General features: G+C 71.4%; 14 protein-coding genes. 8 read left to right on the top strand and 6 right to left on the bottom strand.

Annotated features, from left to right (window positions below; all coding sequences use genetic code 11):
- Nucleotides 1–569: 569 nt before the first annotated feature.
- The 3 genes from G4D86_RS19810 to pruA all read right to left on the bottom strand — a co-directional run bounded on the left by G4D86_RS19810 (nucleotide 570) and on the right by pruA (nucleotide 4,400).
- Nucleotides 570–1,757, bottom strand: a complete 1,188-nt coding sequence (locus tag G4D86_RS19810; RefSeq protein WP_163995530.1) for a DUF8173 domain-containing protein — start codon at nucleotides 1,755–1,757, stop codon at nucleotides 570–572.
- Between the two features lie 131 nt (nucleotides 1,758–1,888).
- Complete coding sequence (locus tag G4D86_RS19805) at nucleotides 1,889–2,737, bottom strand: aldose epimerase family protein (protein WP_163995529.1); 849 nt, start codon at nucleotides 2,735–2,737, stop codon at nucleotides 1,889–1,891.
- A 7-nt stretch (nucleotides 2,738–2,744) separates the two neighbouring features.
- On the bottom strand, nucleotides 2,745–4,400 hold the full coding sequence (gene pruA, locus G4D86_RS19800; RefSeq protein ID WP_163995528.1) for an L-glutamate gamma-semialdehyde dehydrogenase: 1,656 nt from the start codon (nucleotides 4,398–4,400) through the stop codon (nucleotides 2,745–2,747).
- A gap of 171 nt (nucleotides 4,401–4,571) precedes the next feature.
- On the opposite strand from pruA, the gene G4D86_RS19795 reads away from it, so the two are divergent.
- Genes G4D86_RS19795 through uraH form a run of 5 tightly spaced genes read left to right on the top strand, consistent with a single transcriptional unit; the run spans nucleotide 4,572 to nucleotide 9,285 of the window.
- Entirely contained in the window at nucleotides 4,572–6,017 is a 1,446-nt protein-coding gene (locus G4D86_RS19795; RefSeq protein ID WP_163995527.1) for an FAD/NAD(P)-binding protein, read from the top strand.
- Nucleotides 6,014–7,384, top strand: coding sequence for an allantoinase AllB (allB, locus tag G4D86_RS19790; RefSeq protein WP_163995526.1), 1,371 nt, complete (start codon nucleotides 6,014–6,016; stop codon nucleotides 7,382–7,384). Before G4D86_RS19795 ends, allB begins: the two co-directional genes overlap by 4 nt.
- 31 nt (nucleotides 7,385–7,415) lie before the next feature.
- Nucleotides 7,416–8,438: an allantoicase gene (alc, locus tag G4D86_RS19785; protein ID WP_163995525.1), complete on the top strand. Its 1,023-nt coding sequence runs from the start codon at nucleotides 7,416–7,418 to the stop codon at nucleotides 8,436–8,438.
- Nucleotides 8,435–8,944 carry a 2-oxo-4-hydroxy-4-carboxy-5-ureidoimidazoline decarboxylase gene (gene uraD, locus G4D86_RS19780; RefSeq protein ID WP_163995524.1) on the top strand — a complete coding sequence of 170 codons (510 nt, stop codon included), beginning with the start codon at nucleotides 8,435–8,437 and terminating at the stop codon, nucleotides 8,942–8,944. The genes alc and uraD overlap by 4 nt, the downstream gene beginning before the upstream one ends.
- On the top strand, nucleotides 8,941–9,285 hold the full coding sequence (uraH, locus tag G4D86_RS19775) for a hydroxyisourate hydrolase (RefSeq protein WP_163995523.1): 345 nt from the start codon (nucleotides 8,941–8,943) through the stop codon (nucleotides 9,283–9,285). Before uraD ends, uraH begins: the two co-directional genes overlap by 4 nt.
- 13 nt (nucleotides 9,286–9,298) lie before the next feature.
- On the opposite strand, the gene G4D86_RS19770 is transcribed toward uraH, so the two are convergent.
- From G4D86_RS19770 to G4D86_RS19760, 3 genes are all read right to left on the bottom strand, one after another.
- Complete coding sequence (locus tag G4D86_RS19770) at nucleotides 9,299–9,706, bottom strand: response regulator transcription factor (RefSeq protein WP_205519640.1); 408 nt, start codon at nucleotides 9,704–9,706, stop codon at nucleotides 9,299–9,301.
- 183 nt (nucleotides 9,707–9,889) lie between these two features.
- A complete protein-coding gene (locus G4D86_RS19765) occupies nucleotides 9,890–10,153 on the bottom strand; it encodes a hypothetical protein (RefSeq protein ID WP_240360352.1) in 264 nt (87 codons plus the stop codon).
- A 96-nt stretch (nucleotides 10,154–10,249) separates the two neighbouring features.
- Nucleotides 10,250–10,924 carry a S1 family peptidase gene (locus G4D86_RS19760; protein WP_240360351.1) on the bottom strand — a complete coding sequence of 225 codons (675 nt, stop codon included), beginning with the start codon at nucleotides 10,922–10,924 and terminating at the stop codon, nucleotides 10,250–10,252.
- Nucleotides 10,925–11,308: 384 nt separating this feature from the next.
- Here G4D86_RS19760 and G4D86_RS19755 point away from each other — a divergent pair, with 384 nt between their 5' ends.
- From G4D86_RS19755 to G4D86_RS19745, 3 genes are all read left to right on the top strand, one after another.
- Entirely contained in the window at nucleotides 11,309–14,887 is a 3,579-nt protein-coding gene (locus tag G4D86_RS19755; protein ID WP_240360359.1) for a protein kinase domain-containing protein, read from the top strand.
- Between the two features lie 147 nt (nucleotides 14,888–15,034).
- A complete protein-coding gene (locus tag G4D86_RS19750) occupies nucleotides 15,035–15,691 on the top strand; it encodes a 2-hydroxychromene-2-carboxylate isomerase (protein WP_163995521.1) in 657 nt (218 codons plus the stop codon).
- 74 nt (nucleotides 15,692–15,765) lie between these two features.
- Nucleotides 15,766–16,413 carry a hypothetical protein gene (locus G4D86_RS19745; protein WP_163995520.1) on the top strand — a complete coding sequence of 216 codons (648 nt, stop codon included), beginning with the start codon at nucleotides 15,766–15,768 and terminating at the stop codon, nucleotides 16,411–16,413.
- Nucleotides 16,414–16,482 lie beyond the last annotated feature (69 nt).

Genomic DNA, 16,482 nt, shown 5'->3' with positions numbered 1-16,482 from the left:
GCCCTTTCGCCTTCGCCTTCCTGCACCGGCACCCGGACGTCGAAGGGCAGCTGGCGCCCGGCAGTGCGGCGCGGGCCCTGGTGCGCGAGGTGCTGCTGAAGGGAGAGCAGGACGGGGCGCTGGTGCCGGGCTGTGCCCGGGTGGGCGAAGCCCTGGTGTGGGGCACGCTGGCGGAGTGGGTGCGCGTGCTGACGGAGAGAAACGAGGAGGTGTACCGCGAGGAGCTCCGCGAGTCGGCCGAAGCCCTCTGGCGCGCGCTGGCGAAGGCGGAAGACTCCGGTGGCTCCATCGGGGGCGGCACTCCTCCTGGCGCCGCCCAGCCAGAGTCAGAGTCGTTGGTGGACGACTCCGCCGAGCCTTGTGGGCACGGCGCTCCTTCCGGCCTCCTGCAGCCAGAGTCAGAGTTGTTGGTGGATGACCTCTCAGAGCCTCGTGTGCACGGCACTCCTCCCGGCCCCGCGCAGCCAGCGCCACAGCCGTTGGTGGATGACTCCGACGGGCCTCGTGGAGGTGGCACTCCTCTTGGGCCACGTGGAGCCGGGGCCGCACGTTTCTTCCTGCATCCTGACTCAGGCGGGAGCGCTGACCGGTGTGGCGGGGCCGCGCTGGCGCCGGATGGCCAGCAGCAGTGCCCCCAGCCCGAAGAACATGGTGACCAGGGCGACGACCCCACCCAGGAAGGGCACTCGCCGCAGGAGTGTCAGCAGGACGAGGCCCGTGAGCAGGGCCAGCACCAGCGAAGGGCCGTGCTTGCCGAAGCGCTCCAGCAATTGCCTGCCGATGAGCATCCCCACCACGGGGAAGCTCGTCAGCAGCGCCAACGCGTAGAGCGCCAGCACGAACACGCCGAGCCACCAGCCTCCCACCACCAGGCCCACCGCGAAGAGGAGGGACGCGGCGATGGGCGCGGCCAGGAAGGCCACCAGTCCCCAGCTCAGGCTCTGCCAGGGCCTCTCGCGCAGCACCGCCGGTGCGCTCCTCGCGAGCCGGGGCGCCAGGAGCGCCAGCAACAGCCCCAGCGCGAACAACCCGACGATGGAGCGCACCCACAGGTACAGCACGGCGAGCGCGGTGCTCCCCGCGCTCTGACCGTGGGCCGGTATCCGCTCCACCTTGCCCGCCACCGCGCCAGGAGGGACCTGCACCGCATGCTCGGAGGTGACGCTCAGGTCTCCGCCGATGCTGGCTCCCTCGGCGAAGCTCAGCGTGTTCACCTCGGCATTCACGGTGCCTCGCACCGGCGCGCCCAGTGTGACTGTCTGCGAGGCGACCCGCATGTCGCCTCCCACGGCCGTGCGGACGTCCACCGAGTTCCCGGCGATGAGGAGGTCTCCCGGGATGTTCCCCTCGGGCAGCAGGCGCAGCCGGTTGCCGGCGAGCAGCGCGTCCTTGCCCACCGTGGCGCCCAGCAGCAGGTCATTCGTGGCGCTCCGGAGGCTGCCGCCCACCTGGCCCTTCGCCACCGTCTCCGCCGCGGCCGAGAACACGTCGCCCTCCACGTTGCCCTGGAGCGTGACCTTCCGCGCCGCCGTCACCACGTCGCCGCGCACCGTGCCCTGGATATCCACCTCCTTGGCAAAGACATACAGGTCATCGTTGATGACCTCCTGTGCGCCCACCACCACCTTGTCCCCGGTGCGCAGGTCCGCGGCCCGCGCGACGCCGGGGAACGCCACGCCCAGCACGAGCATGGCGAGCACCCAGGCGACCGGCACCCGTCCCCCTCCGTGTGACTGCATGGACCTGACCGTGGACATGGCGCGCTCCCGTGCTGGTGGCCTTCAAGGCAACCGCTGGGGACGCCCACTCCCAGGAGCAAGCCGAGACGGGCGGGTGGAGGCTCCAGCGCCCGGCGCGCCCCCCGGTCGACACACCGGGGGGCCAGCGCTTACGCCTCGATATCGAACGCGAGCGACGCCCGCTCACCGGGCTGCACGTGCAGCAACCCTTCACCGGTAGCGAGCGCACCCGCCGCCGCCGTCCAGGGCTCCACGCAGACGAAGTCCTTGCCCTTCAGCGTCCACACCACGAGCAGGCGGAACTCCGGGCTCCAGGACAGGTGCACCGGCCGGCTCCCCGGCCCGCGCTCCAGCTTCGTCCCCGGGCCCGAGTGGTCCCTCAGGTGCAGGTCCACCTCGTCGCGCGTGAGGTCCAGCCCGGTGAAGGGCACCTCGCGCTTGAGGCGGTTGTCCCAGGCGTGCGTGGCGTTCGTCTCAACAGTCGCGCGCGCCTTCATCGCCTCCGCCACCCGGAAGTAGGGGTGGTAGCCCAGGTGCAGCGGCAGCGGCCGCCTGTCCCGGTTCTCCACGTCGAAGTCGAGCGTCAGCCGCGTGCCCACCAGCGAGAAGGTGAGCTGCGCGTCGAACTCCCAGGGGAACTGGCGCAGCGTCTCTTCACTGGAAGAGAGGCCCACCACGAGCAGCGACTCCTCCGCCTGCCGCACCTTCCACGGCAGCCGTCGCGCGAAGCCGTGCTGCGGCATCGAGTACGTCTGGCGCTCCGCGGGGTACGTGTCCCCCGGCAGGGGTCCGGCGATGGGGAAGAGGACGGGGATGCCGCCGCGCACGTTCTTCGCCGGGTCGGCGACGGTGGCCTCGTCGAGGTAGAGCACCTCGTCGCCATCCACCGTCATCCGCGTGACGAGGGCGCCGCGCGAGGGGATGACCTCCACGCGGCACCCGCCGTCCACCAGCGCGTACATGTCCAGGCCGGCGATGCCGGGGAATGGACCGCTCATACGCTCCTCAGATGGCACCCTCGTGTGGGTCGCTGTCCATGAAGGGATAGGTCACCTTCGTGGGCGGCACGAAGTTCTCCTTGATGGTGCGGGGGCTCGTCCAGCGCAGCAGGTTGAGCGCCGAGCCCGCCTTGTCGTTGGTGCCGGACGCACGCGAGCCGCCGAAGGGCTGCTGGCCCACCACCGCGCCCGTGGGCTTGTCGTTGATGTAGAAGTTGCCCGCCGCCTGGCGCAGCTCGCTCAGCGCCGTGTCGATGGCCTTCCGGTCCCGAGCGAAGACGGCGCCGGTGAGGGCGTAGGAGGCGGCCTGGTCGACCTCGCGCAGCGTCTCCACGTACTTCGCATCCGGGTAGACGTGCAGGCCGACGACGGGCGCGAAGATTTCCTCGCGCATGATGCGGTGCTTCGGGTCCGCGAGCTGCACCAGCGTGGGCTTGATGAACCAGCCCTCCTTGCGGTCCACCTCGCCACCGGCGACGACGGTGGCGTCCTTGTCACTCTTGGCCAGGTCGATGTAGCCGGAGGTCTTCTTGAAGGAGCGCTCGTCGATGACGGCGCCCATGAAGTTGCGGAAGTCCGTCACGTCGCCCATGCGAATCTCGCTGATGAGCGCCTGGAGGCGGGGCTTGAGCTTCGGCCACATGGACTCGGGGACGAAGATGCGGCTGGGCGCGGAGCACTTCTGGCCCTGGTACTCGAAGCCGCCGCGGACGATGGCCACCGCGAGCGCCTCCACGTCGTCCGCCGCGGACGCGTGGGCGACGATGAAGTCCTTGCCGCCCGTCTCACCCACCAGCCGGGGGTACTGCTTGTACTTGGAGATGTTCTCTCCCACCGTCTTCCACATCGCGTTGAACGTGGGCGTGGAGCCGGTGAAGTGGATGCCGCCCAGGTGCGGGCTGGCCAGCACGGGGTTGCCCACCGTGGGGCCGTCACCCGGCAGCATGTTGATGACGCCGTCGGGCAGGCCCGCCTCGCGCAGCAGCTCCATGATGTACCAGGCGCTGTAGGCGGCGGTGTTGGACGGCTTGAAGAGCACCACGTTGCCCATCAGCGCCGGGGCCACCGCCAGGTTCATGGCGATGGACGTGAAGTTGAACGGCGCGACGGAGAAGACGAACCCGTCCAGCGGGCGGTAGTCCGTCATGTTCCACGTCTGCGGCGCGTTCTCCGGCTGCATGGCCAGAATCTGCTCGGCGAAGTGGACGTTGTAGCGGAGGAAGTCCACCGCCTCGCAGGTGGCGTCGATTTCCGCCTGGTGGGCAGTCTTGGACTGACCCAGCATGGTGGCCGCGTTGATGATGGGGCGGTAGCGCGTGGCCAGCAGCTCCGCGGCGCGCAGGAAGATGGCGGCGCGCGACTGGAACGGCATGCGCGCCCAGTCCTCCTTCACGGAGAGCGAGTTCTGGATGGCCTGCTCCACGGTGCCGGCGTCGGCCTCGTGCAGCGTGGCGAGCACGTGCGAGTGCTTGTGCGGCATGCGCACGGTGTCCGTCTTCCCGGTGCGCACGTGCTTGCCACCGATGAGGACGGGAATCTCGATCTGCTCGGCGCTCATGCGCTTGAGCGTGGCCTGCAGCTCGCGGCGCTCGGGCGAGCCGGGCGCGTGGGAAAGGACGGGCTCGTTCTTCGGAGCCGGGACGCGGGTGGTGGCGTTGATCACGCGGGCGAACCTCGGGGCGGAAACTAAGGGCAGGGGAGCATAACCAACCCACCCGGCCAGGGCAGCGGGGAAGCAGGCGGGCTGTGTCGGGAACCCCTGGATTTTCCAGGAGCCCCCTGTCGTACGGGTGACATTGGCTGATGGACTCTATGCACGGGTACGATGTGCGGCATGCGCATCCTGCCCCGCAGCCCCGAGCTTCCGTCGGCCCCCGGCCTGTCCGCGCTGGAGGACGCGATTCGCAAGGACCTGGAGCGGCTGGAGTACCCCCGCCGGCCGTGGGTGCTGCCCCGCTGCACGCGGGCCGGGCAGCCGGTGCTGGACGTGCTCGTCATCGGCGGCGGGCAGAGCGGCCTCACCGCCGCCTTCGGCCTGATGCGCGAGCGCGTCACCAACCTGCTCGTGGTGGACGACAGCGAGCCGGACCTCGCGGGGCCGTGGAAGACCTTCGCGCGCATGCACACGCTGCGCACGCCCAAGCACCTCACCGGGCCGGACCACAACCTCCCCAACCTCTGCTTCCAGTCCTGGTACGAGGCGCAGCACGGCGAGGCCGCGTGGCAGGAGGTGGAGCGCGTCCCCAAGGAGATGTGGGCGGACTACCTCAACTGGTACCGCCGCACGCTGGAGATTCCGGTGCGCTGCCGCACGCGGGTGGGCGCGCTGGCCTGGCGCGCGGAGGAGGAGTGCTTCGTCGCTCCCCTCCACCACACCCGAGAGGGCGACGCGGGCGTGCTGTATGCGCGCAAGGTCGTTCTGGCCACCGGCATCGACGGCTCGGGCCGCTGGGAGGTGCCGTCGGTGGTGGCCGGCCTGCCGCGTGACTTGTACGCCCACACGCGCGACGACATCGACTTCGAGGCCCTGCGTGGCAAGAGCGTGGGCGTGCTGGGCGCGGGCGCGTCCGCCTTCGACAACGCGGCGGTGGCGCTGGAGCACGGCGCCGCCGAGGTGCGCCTGTTCTACCGCCGCAAGTCGCTGCCCAACGTGAATCCGTACCGCTGGGCGGAGTTCGTGGGCTTCCTCAAGCACCACGCGGACCTGCCGGACGCGGACCGCTGGCGCTTCATCCACCGCATCATGGAGATGGGGCAGTTACCGCCCGCGGACACGTTCCGCCGCGCCCGCACCTTCCCCCAGTTCCACCTGCACGGCGGCAGCCCGTGGCTCTCCGCCGAAGAAGCCGGCGGCCGGGCCCTCGTCCGCACGCCCCAGGGGCAGTTCACCTTCGACAAGCTCATCGTCGGCAGCGGCACGGTGACGGATTTGTCGCTGCGCCCGGAACTGGCGCTGCTGCACCAGGACATCGCGCTGTGGAAGGACCGCTTCACCCCGCCGAAGGGACAGGAGCACGCGGACCTGCTGCGCCACCCGTACCTGGGCGAGCACTTCGAATTGCAGGAGAAGCAGCCGGGCCGCGCGCCGCACCTGTCGTCCATCTTCAACTTCACCTTCGGTTGCCTGCTGTCGCTGGGCTTCGGCGGGGCCAGCATCTCCGGGATGAAGTACGGCCTGCCCCGGTTGGTGGGCGGGGTGACGCGGCAGCTCTACCTGGATGACCGGGACGCGTTCTTCGAGTCCCTGGAACGCTACGACGAGAAGGAATTCGAGCCATGAGTGGAGAGCAGTTCGTGCTGCGCAGCCGGCGGGTGCTGGCACCGGGAGGCCTGCGCGAGGCGGCGGTGGTGGTGAAGGACGGGAAGGTGGCTGCGGTGGTGTCTCCCTCGGAGATTCCCGCGGGCCTGCCGGTGACGGACGTGGGTGACAAGGTGGTGATGCCCGGCGTGGTGGACAGCCACGCGCACATCAACGAGCCCGGCCGCACCGAGTGGGAGGGCTTCGAGACGGCCACGCGCGCGGCGGCGGCCGGCGGCATCACCACCGTGGTGGACATGCCGCTCAACTCGCTGCCGCCCACCACCACGCTGGACGCGCTGCTGCTCAAGGCGCGCACCGCGGAGGGGCGCTGCCAGGTGGACCACGCCTTCTGGGGCGGGGTGATTCCGGGCAACGCGGACCAGCTGGAGGCGCTCATCGACGCGGGCGTCGCCGGCTTCAAGTGCTTCCTGTGCCCCTCGGGCGTGGATGAGTTTCCCCACGCGGACCGCGCGGTGCTGGATGTGGCCATGCCGGTGCTGGCGCGGCGGGGCGTGCCGCTCATCGTCCACGCGGAGCTGGAGTCGCCGGTGCGCCGGGCCCCGCCGGACGCGAATCCGCGCACGTACCGCGGCTACCTGGACTCCCGGCCGAAGCGCTGGGAGAACGACGCCATCCGGATGATGGTGGAGCTGACGCGCAAGCACGGCGGCCGCGTGCACATCGTCCACCTGTCCTCCGCGGACGCGGTGCCCATTCTTCGCGACGCCCGCCGCGAGGGGCTGGACATGTCGGTGGAGACCTGCCCGCACTACCTCTCCTTCACGGCGGAGGAAATCGAGGACGGCGCCACCCACTTCAAGTGCGCGCCACCCATCCGCGAGTCGGAGAACCGCGAGAAGCTGTGGGCCGGGCTGGCGCAGGGGGACATCGAGCTGGTGGTGTCGGACCACTCGCCCTGCACGCCGGCACTGAAGCACCTGGAGAAGGGGGACTTCGGCGCGGCGTGGGGCGGCATTGCTTCCCTGCAGCTCAGCCTGCCGGCGGTGTGGACGGAGGCGCGCAAGCGCGGCCTGGGGCTGGAGCACCTGGCGCGGTGGATGTGCGAGGCCCCCGCGAAGCTGGTGGGACTGGCCGGCGTGAAGGGCACGCTGGCCCCCGGGGCGGACGCGGACCTCGTGGTGTTCGACCCGGAGGCTTCCTTCACCGTGGAGCCCTCGCGCCTGCTACACCGTCATCCGATAACCCCCTACGCGGGCCGGTCGTTGATGGGCGTGGTGGAGATGACGTTCCTGCGGGGGATGAAGATTCACGAGCGCGGCCAGCCGTTGCCGCGCCCGGTTGGACGCTGGGTGCGCCGCCCCGTCGCGGCGCGTGTCACTGCCTGAAACACTCAGGACACCTGGAGACAGACACACCATGCACGCACCCGAAGAGGGCAAACTGCGCATTGGCTTCACCGAGCTCATCGACCTCGCGGCCGAGCACGTCGGCGGCCGGGCCCTGCTGGCCAGTGATGAGTTCTTCGCGGGCAAGGAGAACCTCCTGAAGCCCGGCCGGGGCGTCTTCATCCCCGGCAAGTACACCGAGCAGGGCAAGTGGATGGACGGCTGGGAGTCGCGCCGCAAGCGCGTGCCGGGCCATGACTGGTGCATCCTCCAGCTCGGCCTGCCGGGCGTGGTGCGCGGCGTGGACATCGACACCAACCACTTCCTCGGCAACTTCCCCGAGTTCGCCTCGGTGGACGCGCTGGAGGTGGAAGGCTCGCCCACGGCCGAGTCGCTGGTGGACGCGAAGTGGACGCGCATCCTCCCGCAGCTGCGGCTGCAGGGCGGCTCGCGCAACCTGTTCCCGATTGCGAGCGAGCAGCGGTGGACGCACCTGCGCCTCAACATCTACCCGGACGGCGGCGTGGCGCGCTTGCGCGTGCACGGCGAGGTGCGGCCGGACTTCGAGCGCCTCACGCGCGCGAATGGCACGGTGGACCTGGCGGCGGCGGAGCACGGCGGCACGGTGGTGGCTTTCAACGACGCCTTCTTCGGCGGCAAGGACAACCTCATCCTCCCGGGCCGCGCGGCCAACATGGGCGAGGGCTGGGAGACGCGCCGCAAGCGGACGCTGCCCGGCTTCGACTGGATTGTGGTGAAGCTCGCCGTGCCGGGCACCGTGCAGAAGGTGGAGGTGGACACCGCGCACTACAAGGGCAACTTCCCGGAGTCCGCGTCGCTGGAGGGCTGCTACCTGCGCGAGCCGGTGGTGGACTTCGCCAACGCGCACGACATCACGTGGACGGAGCTGCTGCCGCGCACGAAGCTGCAGGCGGACCACCGGCACTTCTACGAGTCCGAGCTGCGCGCGCAGGGGCCCTTCACCCACGTGCGCCTGAAGATCTTCCCCGACGGCGGCGTCAGCCGGCTGCGCGTGCACGGGCGGCCGGCATGAGCGCGCTCGAGCGGCTCAACAAGCTGCTGGCGTCGGAGGCCCGCGCGGAGCTGATGCGCTGTTGCGGTTCCTCGCGCTGGGCGGACGGCATGGTGCGGTCGCGGCCCTTCCGGGACGCGGAGCACCTGTTCGCGGAGGCCGCGTGGCTCTGGAAGCAGACGGGGCCGGAGGACTGGCGCGAGGCCTTCACGCACCACCCGCGCATCGGTGACGTGTCTCAGCTCCGGGCGAAGTTCGCCGCCACCGCCAACTGGTCCTCGCAGGAGCAGGGCGGAGTGAGTGGCGCGGACGAGGCGGTGCTGCAGGGGCTGGCCGAGGGCAACGCCGAGTACGAGAAGCGCTTCGGCTTCATCTTCCTGGTGTGCGCCACCGGGAAGAGCGCGGCGGAGATGCTGGGCCTGCTGCGCGCACGCCTGGACAACGCGCCGGACGAGGAGCTGCGCATCGCCGCCGAAGAGCAGGCGAAAATCACCCGCATCCGACTGGAGAAGCTGCTGGCGTCATGAGCACTCTTTCCACCCACGTCCTCGACACGCACCGGGGTCGCCCGGCCTCCGGCGTCCCCATCTCACTGGAGCTCCAGGGCCCCGGCGGCACCTGGAAGGAGCTGGCGCGCGGAGTCACCAACGACGACGGCCGCGTGCGCGACTTCCTGCCGCAGGGCGCCCGCGTGGAGCCGGGCGTCTACCGCATGTCCTTCGACACGGGCGTGTACTTCCGCGCGCAGGGAGTGAAGGGCTTCTACCCGTCGGTGACGGTGGTGTTCGAGCTCACCGCGCCGGAGGAGCACTACCACGTGCCGCTGCTGCTCAGCCCCTTCGGCTACTCCACCTACCGGGGCAGCTGAAACGGCCTTCGCGTCAGACCTTGCGGCCCATGGCCTGGGCGGGAGGAGGGAAACCCCCGTCCCTGCGCAGCAGGGCGTGGAGCTGGGCGATGAGGAGCGGCGGCTTCACCGGCTTGACGAGGTACACGTCCGGCCGGGGCTGGTCCGGGGGGCCTAGCTCGCGGGGCGGGTAGCCGCTGACGAAGACGACAGGGATGTCCTTCAGCGTCGGCTCGGCGCGGAAGCGGCGGCACAGCTCGTAGCCGTCCATTCCGTCCATGTTCACATCGGACAGCAGCACGTCCGGAGGGTGGGCGAGCGCCTGTGCGAGCCCCGACTCACCGTCGGCTGCCGTGGTGCAGTCGAACTCGCCGGACAGCAGGAGACGCAGCGTCTCGCGCATCGTCCACGAGTTCTCGACGATGAGAACCTTTGGCTTCACGGCACACCGACTCCCAGGGTGGGGAGGCGGCGGGTCTCTCCCCGCGCTCCCGCGTTGACCGAACAACACCTCCAGCATCACCGCACCGCGAACGGCGAGCAAGGGGTCCGCAACGCCCCCGGTCGGGGCAGACAGACCCCGGGGCTCCCATGCCACATGGGTGCGCGTGGGGACCCCGGTGGACTACTCCTCGGGTGGGGGATTCACGAGGCCCCGGCGGGACACCTCGGAGTCGGGCTCCTCGTCGCCGCGCGCCTCGCGCTCGGGCACCTTCTCCGTGGTCCACTCTTCGCCGCGCTCCACGCGGGCCTCCCAGTCGGTGTCCTCGGTGGGGCTGGCGTCGCGCTCCCGGTTCAGCTGCCGGGCCGTCTCGGCCGCGCCCCGGTCCTGCGCGTCCTCGACCTGGCCCCGGTTGCGCGGCTGGAAGTCCTTGGTGTTGCCCGCCATGGTGTCGCCTCCGTGCGTGCCTCTGCTGTCCGACTCAAGTTCGGAAGCGGCGACGCACCGGGCAAGCACGGCCCGGCCGGCCGTCCGGGTGGTGGGCTAGCGGGACGGCGCCGTGCCCTGGTGCGCCAGCGCAGGGCCGCCCCGGGACAGCTCCTCCACGAGCGGGCCCAGCCCCGCGGTGGGCGTGGCGATGCGGCACGCCGCGCCCCCGTGGACGAGCCCCACCACCTGCATCCGCGAGTCCACCAGCGGCGCGCCCGAGTCCCCCGGCCGGCCCCGCATCGTGGTGAAGAGGGCGGCCGGGACCTCCGGCAGCGACGGGCAGCGCCCCAGCCGCTCCAGCACGGCCTCCTGCGCGTCACCGGGCCTGTCGTTCCGGCCCGTGAAGACCAGCGGCTCACCTGGCATAGGCAGCGCGTCCGCCACCTCCAGCGCCCGCACCGGTGCCCGGGAATCCAACTGGATGACGGCCACGTCCCGGCCCCGGTCCACGTGGACATAGGTGCCACCGAGTCGCTGTCCGTCGATGAAGGACAGGTCCACGCGCGTCTCGCGCGGCTGGACGCAGTGCGCTGCCGTGAGGGCATGGTACCCGTCCTCCACCACCACGCCCGCGCAGTGGCCCGGCACCAACGTCACCGTGGCCGCCGCTACGTCCTCCACGTCCGGCGGAGTGTCCTCCGCGGGAGCGCCTCCGTCGCAGGCCGCCAGCACCAGGACACCCAGCGCTCCCGCGCATGCCAGCCATCGCCTCGAGCCCGCGCGCATCATCCACCTCCGTCGCGGGTGCGCCACTCAGCGCTGGCGCCCCTGACGGGAGGATGCGCACCCACCGTGCGCACCCCTCAGGAAGGGCTGTCCGGCAGGCGCGCGGCCAGGGCGCGCGCCGGTTGTCGCTTGCCTGGGCACGACACGGTGAGGTCCGCTGTTACCCGCATCAGCCCCATCGAACGTGCTCGTACCGTGGAAACGTGATATTCCATTGACCTCTGGATTCCGCTAACCCCCGGGTCCCACCGCACCTCCGTGAGCGACGAGGAGAAGACAACCGTCCTGGACGAGCGCAGCCGTCCTCCAAGCTCGTGGGGGGACCGCATCCGCACGCCCATCACCCTTCCGGGAGCCACGGGAGAGCGCCGCTCGCTGGATGTGGGCATGGTGGTGACGGGGCGCTACCAGGTGGAGGGGCTGCTCGGTGAGGGGGGCATGGGCCGCATCTGGCTCGCGTCAGACCTGCACGAGAAGCGCCGCGTGGCGCTCAAGGAGATGCAGGTCCCCGCGGGGCTGACGGCGGCGAAGACGGAGGAACTGGTGCTGATGTTCCGGCACGAGTTCTTCGCGATGAAGAAGCTGCAGCACCCCGGCACCCTGAAGGTCTTCGACTGGGGGATGACGGAGGCGGGCAACCGCTTCATCACCATGGAGGTGGTGGACGGGACGGACCTGAGCTCGCTGGTGGGCGACGCGCCGCTCGACACTCGCACGCTGTACCGGGTGCTCATCCAGATGGCGCAGGTGCTGGCCTTCCTGCACTCGCGGCTGTACGTGCACTGCGACATCAAGGCCAGCAACGTGCGCATCACCCGCTCCGGCGCGGTGAAGCTGATGGACTTCGGGGTGATGCACCAGCTGGGCACGCCCAGCCCCGGACGGCTCAAGGGCACGCTGGAGTACCTGGCCCCGGAGTGGCAGCGCGGCGCGAGCATCGACGGGCGCGCGGACCTCTACTCGCTGGGGGTGATGGCCTACTACCTCGTCACCCGGCGGCTGCCCTTCAAGCGCAACACGCCAGCGGCGCTGCTCGCGGACCACCTGACACGTCCGCCGCCGAGGCCCTCGACGATTTGCCCCGTGGAGCCGCAGCTGGAGGAGCTGATTCTCCTGCTGCTGGCGAAGGACCCGCGCGAGCGCTTCCAGGACGCTGGTGAGTTGCTGGAGGCGCTCTGCCACGCCAGCGGTGAGCCGCTGCCGGAGGAGCCGCTGTCGGCGCGCGCCAGCTACCTGCACGTGCCGGAGGTGGTGGGGCGCGGCGCGGAGCTGGAGGCGCTGATGAACGGGCTGGCCGAGGCGGACTGGGGCCAGTCACGCGCGGTGCTCATCGGCGCGCCCGCGGGCGTGGGCAAGACGCGGTTGCTCCAGGAGTTCGAGCTGCAGGCGAAGCTGGCGGAGCTGCCCTTCGGACGCGGGCAGTGCCGTGCGGAGGGGCAGGCGCCGCTGGTGCCCATTTCCCAGGCGCTGCGCAGCCTCGTGCCGCACACGCCGGTGGAGATGATGGAGCGGCTGACGCCGAAGCTGGGGCGGCTGTTGCCCGGGCTGGGCGGGACGGAGGGCGTCCCGGCGCCGCAGGCGGTGGGCGAGGAGAAGCTGGCCTTCTTCGGCGCGCTCGCCGAGTGGGTGCAGGCGCTCGGGCGCCAGATGACGCTGGTGCTGTGCTTCGAGGACCTGCACTGGGCGGACAGCGCCACGCTGGAGGTGCTCAACGTCCTCATCCGCACGCTGCACGGCACGCGCGGCATGGTGGTGGGCACGTTCCGCTCCGGCGAGCTGAGCCGGCTGAGCCTGGCCTTCCAGACGGTGGACGAGAAGCTCACCACGCGCATGGACCTGGAGCCGCTGGCCGCCGAGCACGTGCGCACGCTGGTGGAGCTGGTGCTGCCGGGGCTGTCGGTGCCGGAGGACTTCGTGGCGCGGCTGCACGCCACCACGGGCGGCAACGCCTTCTTCGCCACCGAGTGCCTGCGCGCGCTGGTGGAAGCGGACGCGCTCAAGCGCGTGGGCGGGCGGTGGAGCGCGGCGGAGGGGCTCGACACGCGGCCGTTGCCGGCCAGCATCCAGGACGCGGTGCTGGCCAGGCTGGCCACCGCGCCGCCGGAGCAGGTGGCGCTCTTGCGGCGGCTGGCGCCCGCGGGACGCAGCCTGGACCTGCCCATGGTGCGCGCGCTGGCGGACCTGCCCGAGGTGGAGCTGTTCGCGGTGCTGGACGGCATCGTCGAGCGGCAGTTCCTCCAGGAGGTGGAGGGGCGCTACGTCTTCACGCACGACACCGTGCACCAGGCCGTCTACGACAGCACGCCGGAGTCCGAACGGCGGGTGGCGCACGGCCAGGTGGCGCTGGCGCTGCAGACGCTGCACTCGCAGCGGCCGGACTTGTCGCGCACGGTGGGCTGGCACTACCTGCGCTCGTCGGAGCCGGAGCTGGCCATCGGCCCGCTGCTGGACGCGGGCCGGGCGGCGATTGAAGCGCAGGCGCTGCTGGAGGCCACGCTGCTGCTGAAGGAGGCGGCGGCGCTGCTGGAGTCGGCGCCGGACTTCCCGGGGCGAGACAGGCTGCTCCTGCGCATCTGGGTGACGATGGTGGAGGTGGGCTACGCGAGCGACCCGCCCACCTCGCTGGCCTTCGCGGAGAAGCTCTTCGCGCACTGGTCGGCCACGGTGGACGTGGAGGAGGGACGGCGGCAGGCGCTTGAAGCGCTGGAGGCGGCGTGTGCCGCGCCCGAGGCGGAGCGCCCCGCGCGGCTGCGGGAGCTGTTCCGCGAGCGCGAGGCGGATGCGTACGCGTCGCCCGCGGACGTCTTCTGGAAGCAGGCGGAGCTGCAGATTCTCCAGGCCATGGCGCTGGCCATCGTCGGGCGCACGGCGGACCTGTCGGCGCTGCTGGCGCGCGTGCAGGCCGAGCAGCCGGAGGTGTCGCCCTACCGGGCCGGGGTGCTGCTGTCGCCGGCGGTGCTGTGCGCGTACACGGGCCGCTTCGCGGGCGTGCTGGAGACGCAGTACGAGCAGCTGGCGCGCCTGCGCGGGCTGCGCGAGGCGATGGGCCGCCTCCCCCGGCGCCTGGCCTGGGCGCTGGGCATGGGCGGCTACATGATGAACATGAACCTGGCGCTGCGCGGCGAGCCGCTGGACGCGCAGGCCACGCGCGACGGGTACGCGGTGGCGGAGGCCCACGGGTTCACGGACGTGCGGGCGTTCCACCTGTTCTCGGTGGTGACGCGCGCGGCCTTCACGGGAGACGCCGCGGCCTTCGTCCCGGCCTTCACGGAGAAGACGGACCTGGTGCGGCGGCTGGGCAACCCCCGGCTGATGGAGCGCAACCTGGCCATCTTCACGCCGCCCTACTACCTGGAGCGCGGCGAGCACGAGCACGTGGCCGCGGTGGTGGCGCGCGCGGAGACGCTGGCCGGCGTGCTGCCCGGGGACAGGTGGCTGCAGTGCCACGCGCAGGTGTACCAGGCGTGCCGGGACGTGCTCTTCGAGGACGCGGCGGCGGCGCGCAAGTCGCTCCCGAAGGCGCTGGAGGCGGCCCGCGAGGGCGGCCTGCGCGTGGAGACGCTGCTGCGCGTGTACCAGTCGCGGTTCGAGCGGGAGCAGGGGAACTTCCTGGCGGCCTCGGAGGCGGCGGAGGCCGCGCTCACGCGGGCGTTGGACCCGGTGCTCGCCAACCCGTGGGATGAAATCGTGGCCCGCCGCGCGGTGGCGGCGCTGCTGCCCGGCGACGAGGGCACCGTGCACCTGCGGCGCGCGCTGGCGCTGGCGGAGCTGACGGGCAACGTCCTGCAGATGGGGCTCGTGCACCTGGCGCTGGCGGAGCGCGAGCCCGTGAGCGAGGCCTCGGTGGCGGAATTGGAGACCGCGGAGGCGCTCTTCACCGAGGCGCGCGCCAGCAGCCTGCTGTCGCTGGCGAGCTCCGTGCGAGGCGCCCTGCAGCGGCGCGCGAGTGTCCGGCAGAGCGCGTAGCTCGCGGCGCGGGTAGCGGCTGGCCGCGCCCGTGGGCCGAGGTCTTTCGCGGGCTCGTCCAGGGCCTTGCTCGCGGTGGTGCGTGGCGACCGTGCGACGCTCTCGCTGTGCCACTTTCCGGCACCGTGCGCGCGTTAGAGTGCCCGTATGGCCCAAGCTCCCCTGCGCTTCTGTCTGGACTACCTGTCCCCCTACGCCTACCTCGCGTGGACGCGCATGCCCGCCCTCGCCGCGCGCCATGGCCGTGTCCTGGAGCCCGTGCCGGTGCTGCTGGCGGGGCTGCTCAACGCGCTCGGCACCGTGGGGCCGGCGGAGATTCCTCCCAAGCGCGTCTACGTCTTCAAGCACACGTCCCGCATCGCCCATGAGTTCGGCGTGCCGCTGGTGCCGCCGCCGTCGCATCCGTTCAACCCGCTGCTCGCGCTGCGCGTGACGGCGGCCGTGGAGGACCTGGAGGCCCGGAGCCGGCTGGTGTCCGCCCTCTTCGCGTCCACCTGGGGAGGAGGGAAGGGTGCAGAGACACCCGAGGCCGTGTCCGCCGCCATCCAGGCCGCCGGGCTGGATGCGCCCGCGCTGCTCGCCGCCGCGCAGACGCCGGAGGTCAAGGACCGCGTGCGCCGCAACACGGAGGAGGCGCTCGCCGCGGGCGCGTTCGGCGTGCCTTCCGTGCTCGTGGATGGGGAGATGTTCTTCGGCGTGGACTCGCTCGGTCACCTGGAGCGGTTCCTGCGTGGCGAGGACCCCCTCTCCCATGTGGACCTCGAGCGCTGGCGCGACCTGCCCTCCACCGCGTCCCGTCGCTGAAGAGCCGGCGCACGGAGCCGCCGCTTTCCGCTAGGGTGCCCGGACCGCCGCCACCTCTTCGAGGTCCTCCCCGCATGAACGTCCTCGTCGAGCTGGGCATCGCCGTCGCCGGCCTCGTGCTCGCCTTCGTCCTGCTGTCGCTCAACCTCTGGCGCGCCATCCTCTTCCTCTTCCCCGCCAGCGTCCGCGTGGAGCCCGAGGCCCCCGCCGACCAGATGGACCTCCCCATGGAGCTGGAGCCCCTGGCCACCCAGCTCCAGGCGCTCGGCTTCGTGCCGCTCGGCAGCCACGACGAGAAGCCGCGCCTCCAGAAGGCCTCGCGCTCCTATGACTGGGCCCACCCGGGTGAGCGCGTCTTCGCCACGCTCCACCTGGGCCAGGATGACTCGCCCCGGCTGTACCTCCTCACCCCGGTGGCGCCCCACGGCTTCGTCATCACCGCCGGCTACCGCCGCCCCGCGCTGGAAATCCCCGGCGTCTACCGCTCCGGTTCACTGGACGACGCTTCCCCCGAGCGCCTGCTGCGCGCCCACCTCCGCCGCCTGGAGGGCTTCACCCCCACGGGCGACTTCACCTGGGAAGGCCGGGTGGAGGCCGGGCGTTCCTGGTACCAGGGGCTCGGCCGCAAGGAGATTCGGCGGCAGAACCTGCAGGGTTTGTTGTGGACGGTCATGGCCCTGGCCATCGTCGCCAGCGCCTTCCTGGGCCGGCGGGTGCCCTGACGACCCACCCCCACACCTCACGACGTCACGGCGTGCGTGCACAGCGCGCGCGTTGAGAGTAGGTAGACG

Source organism: Pyxidicoccus caerfyrddinensis (genome assembly GCF_010894405.1).
GTDB lineage: Bacteria > Myxococcota > Myxococcia > Myxococcales > Myxococcaceae > Myxococcus > Myxococcus caerfyrddinensis.
Note: the sequence above shows the minus strand (reverse complement) of the source record. Positions and strands in the feature narration are given on the sequence as shown.

Excerpts from the sequence above, each read along its gene's own strand:
- G4D86_RS19810 (WP_163995530.1), bottom strand. The coding sequence starts at position 1,757 with ATGTCCACGGTCAGGTCCATGCAGTCACACGGAGGGGGACGGGTGCCG.
- G4D86_RS19805 (WP_163995529.1), bottom strand. The coding sequence starts at position 2,737 with ATGAGCGGTCCATTCCCCGGCATCGCCGGCCTGGACATGTACGCGCTG.
- G4D86_RS19795 (WP_163995527.1), top strand. The coding sequence starts at position 4,572 with ATGCGCATCCTGCCCCGCAGCCCCGAGCTTCCGTCGGCCCCCGGCCTG.
- allB (WP_163995526.1), top strand. The coding sequence starts at position 6,014 with ATGAGTGGAGAGCAGTTCGTGCTGCGCAGCCGGCGGGTGCTGGCACCG.
- alc (WP_163995525.1), top strand. The coding sequence starts at position 7,416 with ATGCACGCACCCGAAGAGGGCAAACTGCGCATTGGCTTCACCGAGCTC.
- uraD (WP_163995524.1), top strand. The coding sequence starts at position 8,435 with ATGAGCGCGCTCGAGCGGCTCAACAAGCTGCTGGCGTCGGAGGCCCGC.
- uraH (WP_163995523.1), top strand. The coding sequence starts at position 8,941 with ATGAGCACTCTTTCCACCCACGTCCTCGACACGCACCGGGGTCGCCCG.
- G4D86_RS19765 (WP_240360352.1), bottom strand. The coding sequence starts at position 10,153 with ATGGCGGGCAACACCAAGGACTTCCAGCCGCGCAACCGGGGCCAGGTC.
- G4D86_RS19760 (WP_240360351.1), bottom strand. The coding sequence starts at position 10,924 with ATGATGCGCGCGGGCTCGAGGCGATGGCTGGCATGCGCGGGAGCGCTG.
- G4D86_RS19755 (WP_240360359.1), top strand. The coding sequence starts at position 11,309 with ATGGTGGTGACGGGGCGCTACCAGGTGGAGGGGCTGCTCGGTGAGGGG.
- G4D86_RS19750 (WP_163995521.1), top strand. The coding sequence starts at position 15,035 with ATGGCCCAAGCTCCCCTGCGCTTCTGTCTGGACTACCTGTCCCCCTAC.
- G4D86_RS19745 (WP_163995520.1), top strand. The coding sequence starts at position 15,766 with ATGAACGTCCTCGTCGAGCTGGGCATCGCCGTCGCCGGCCTCGTGCTC.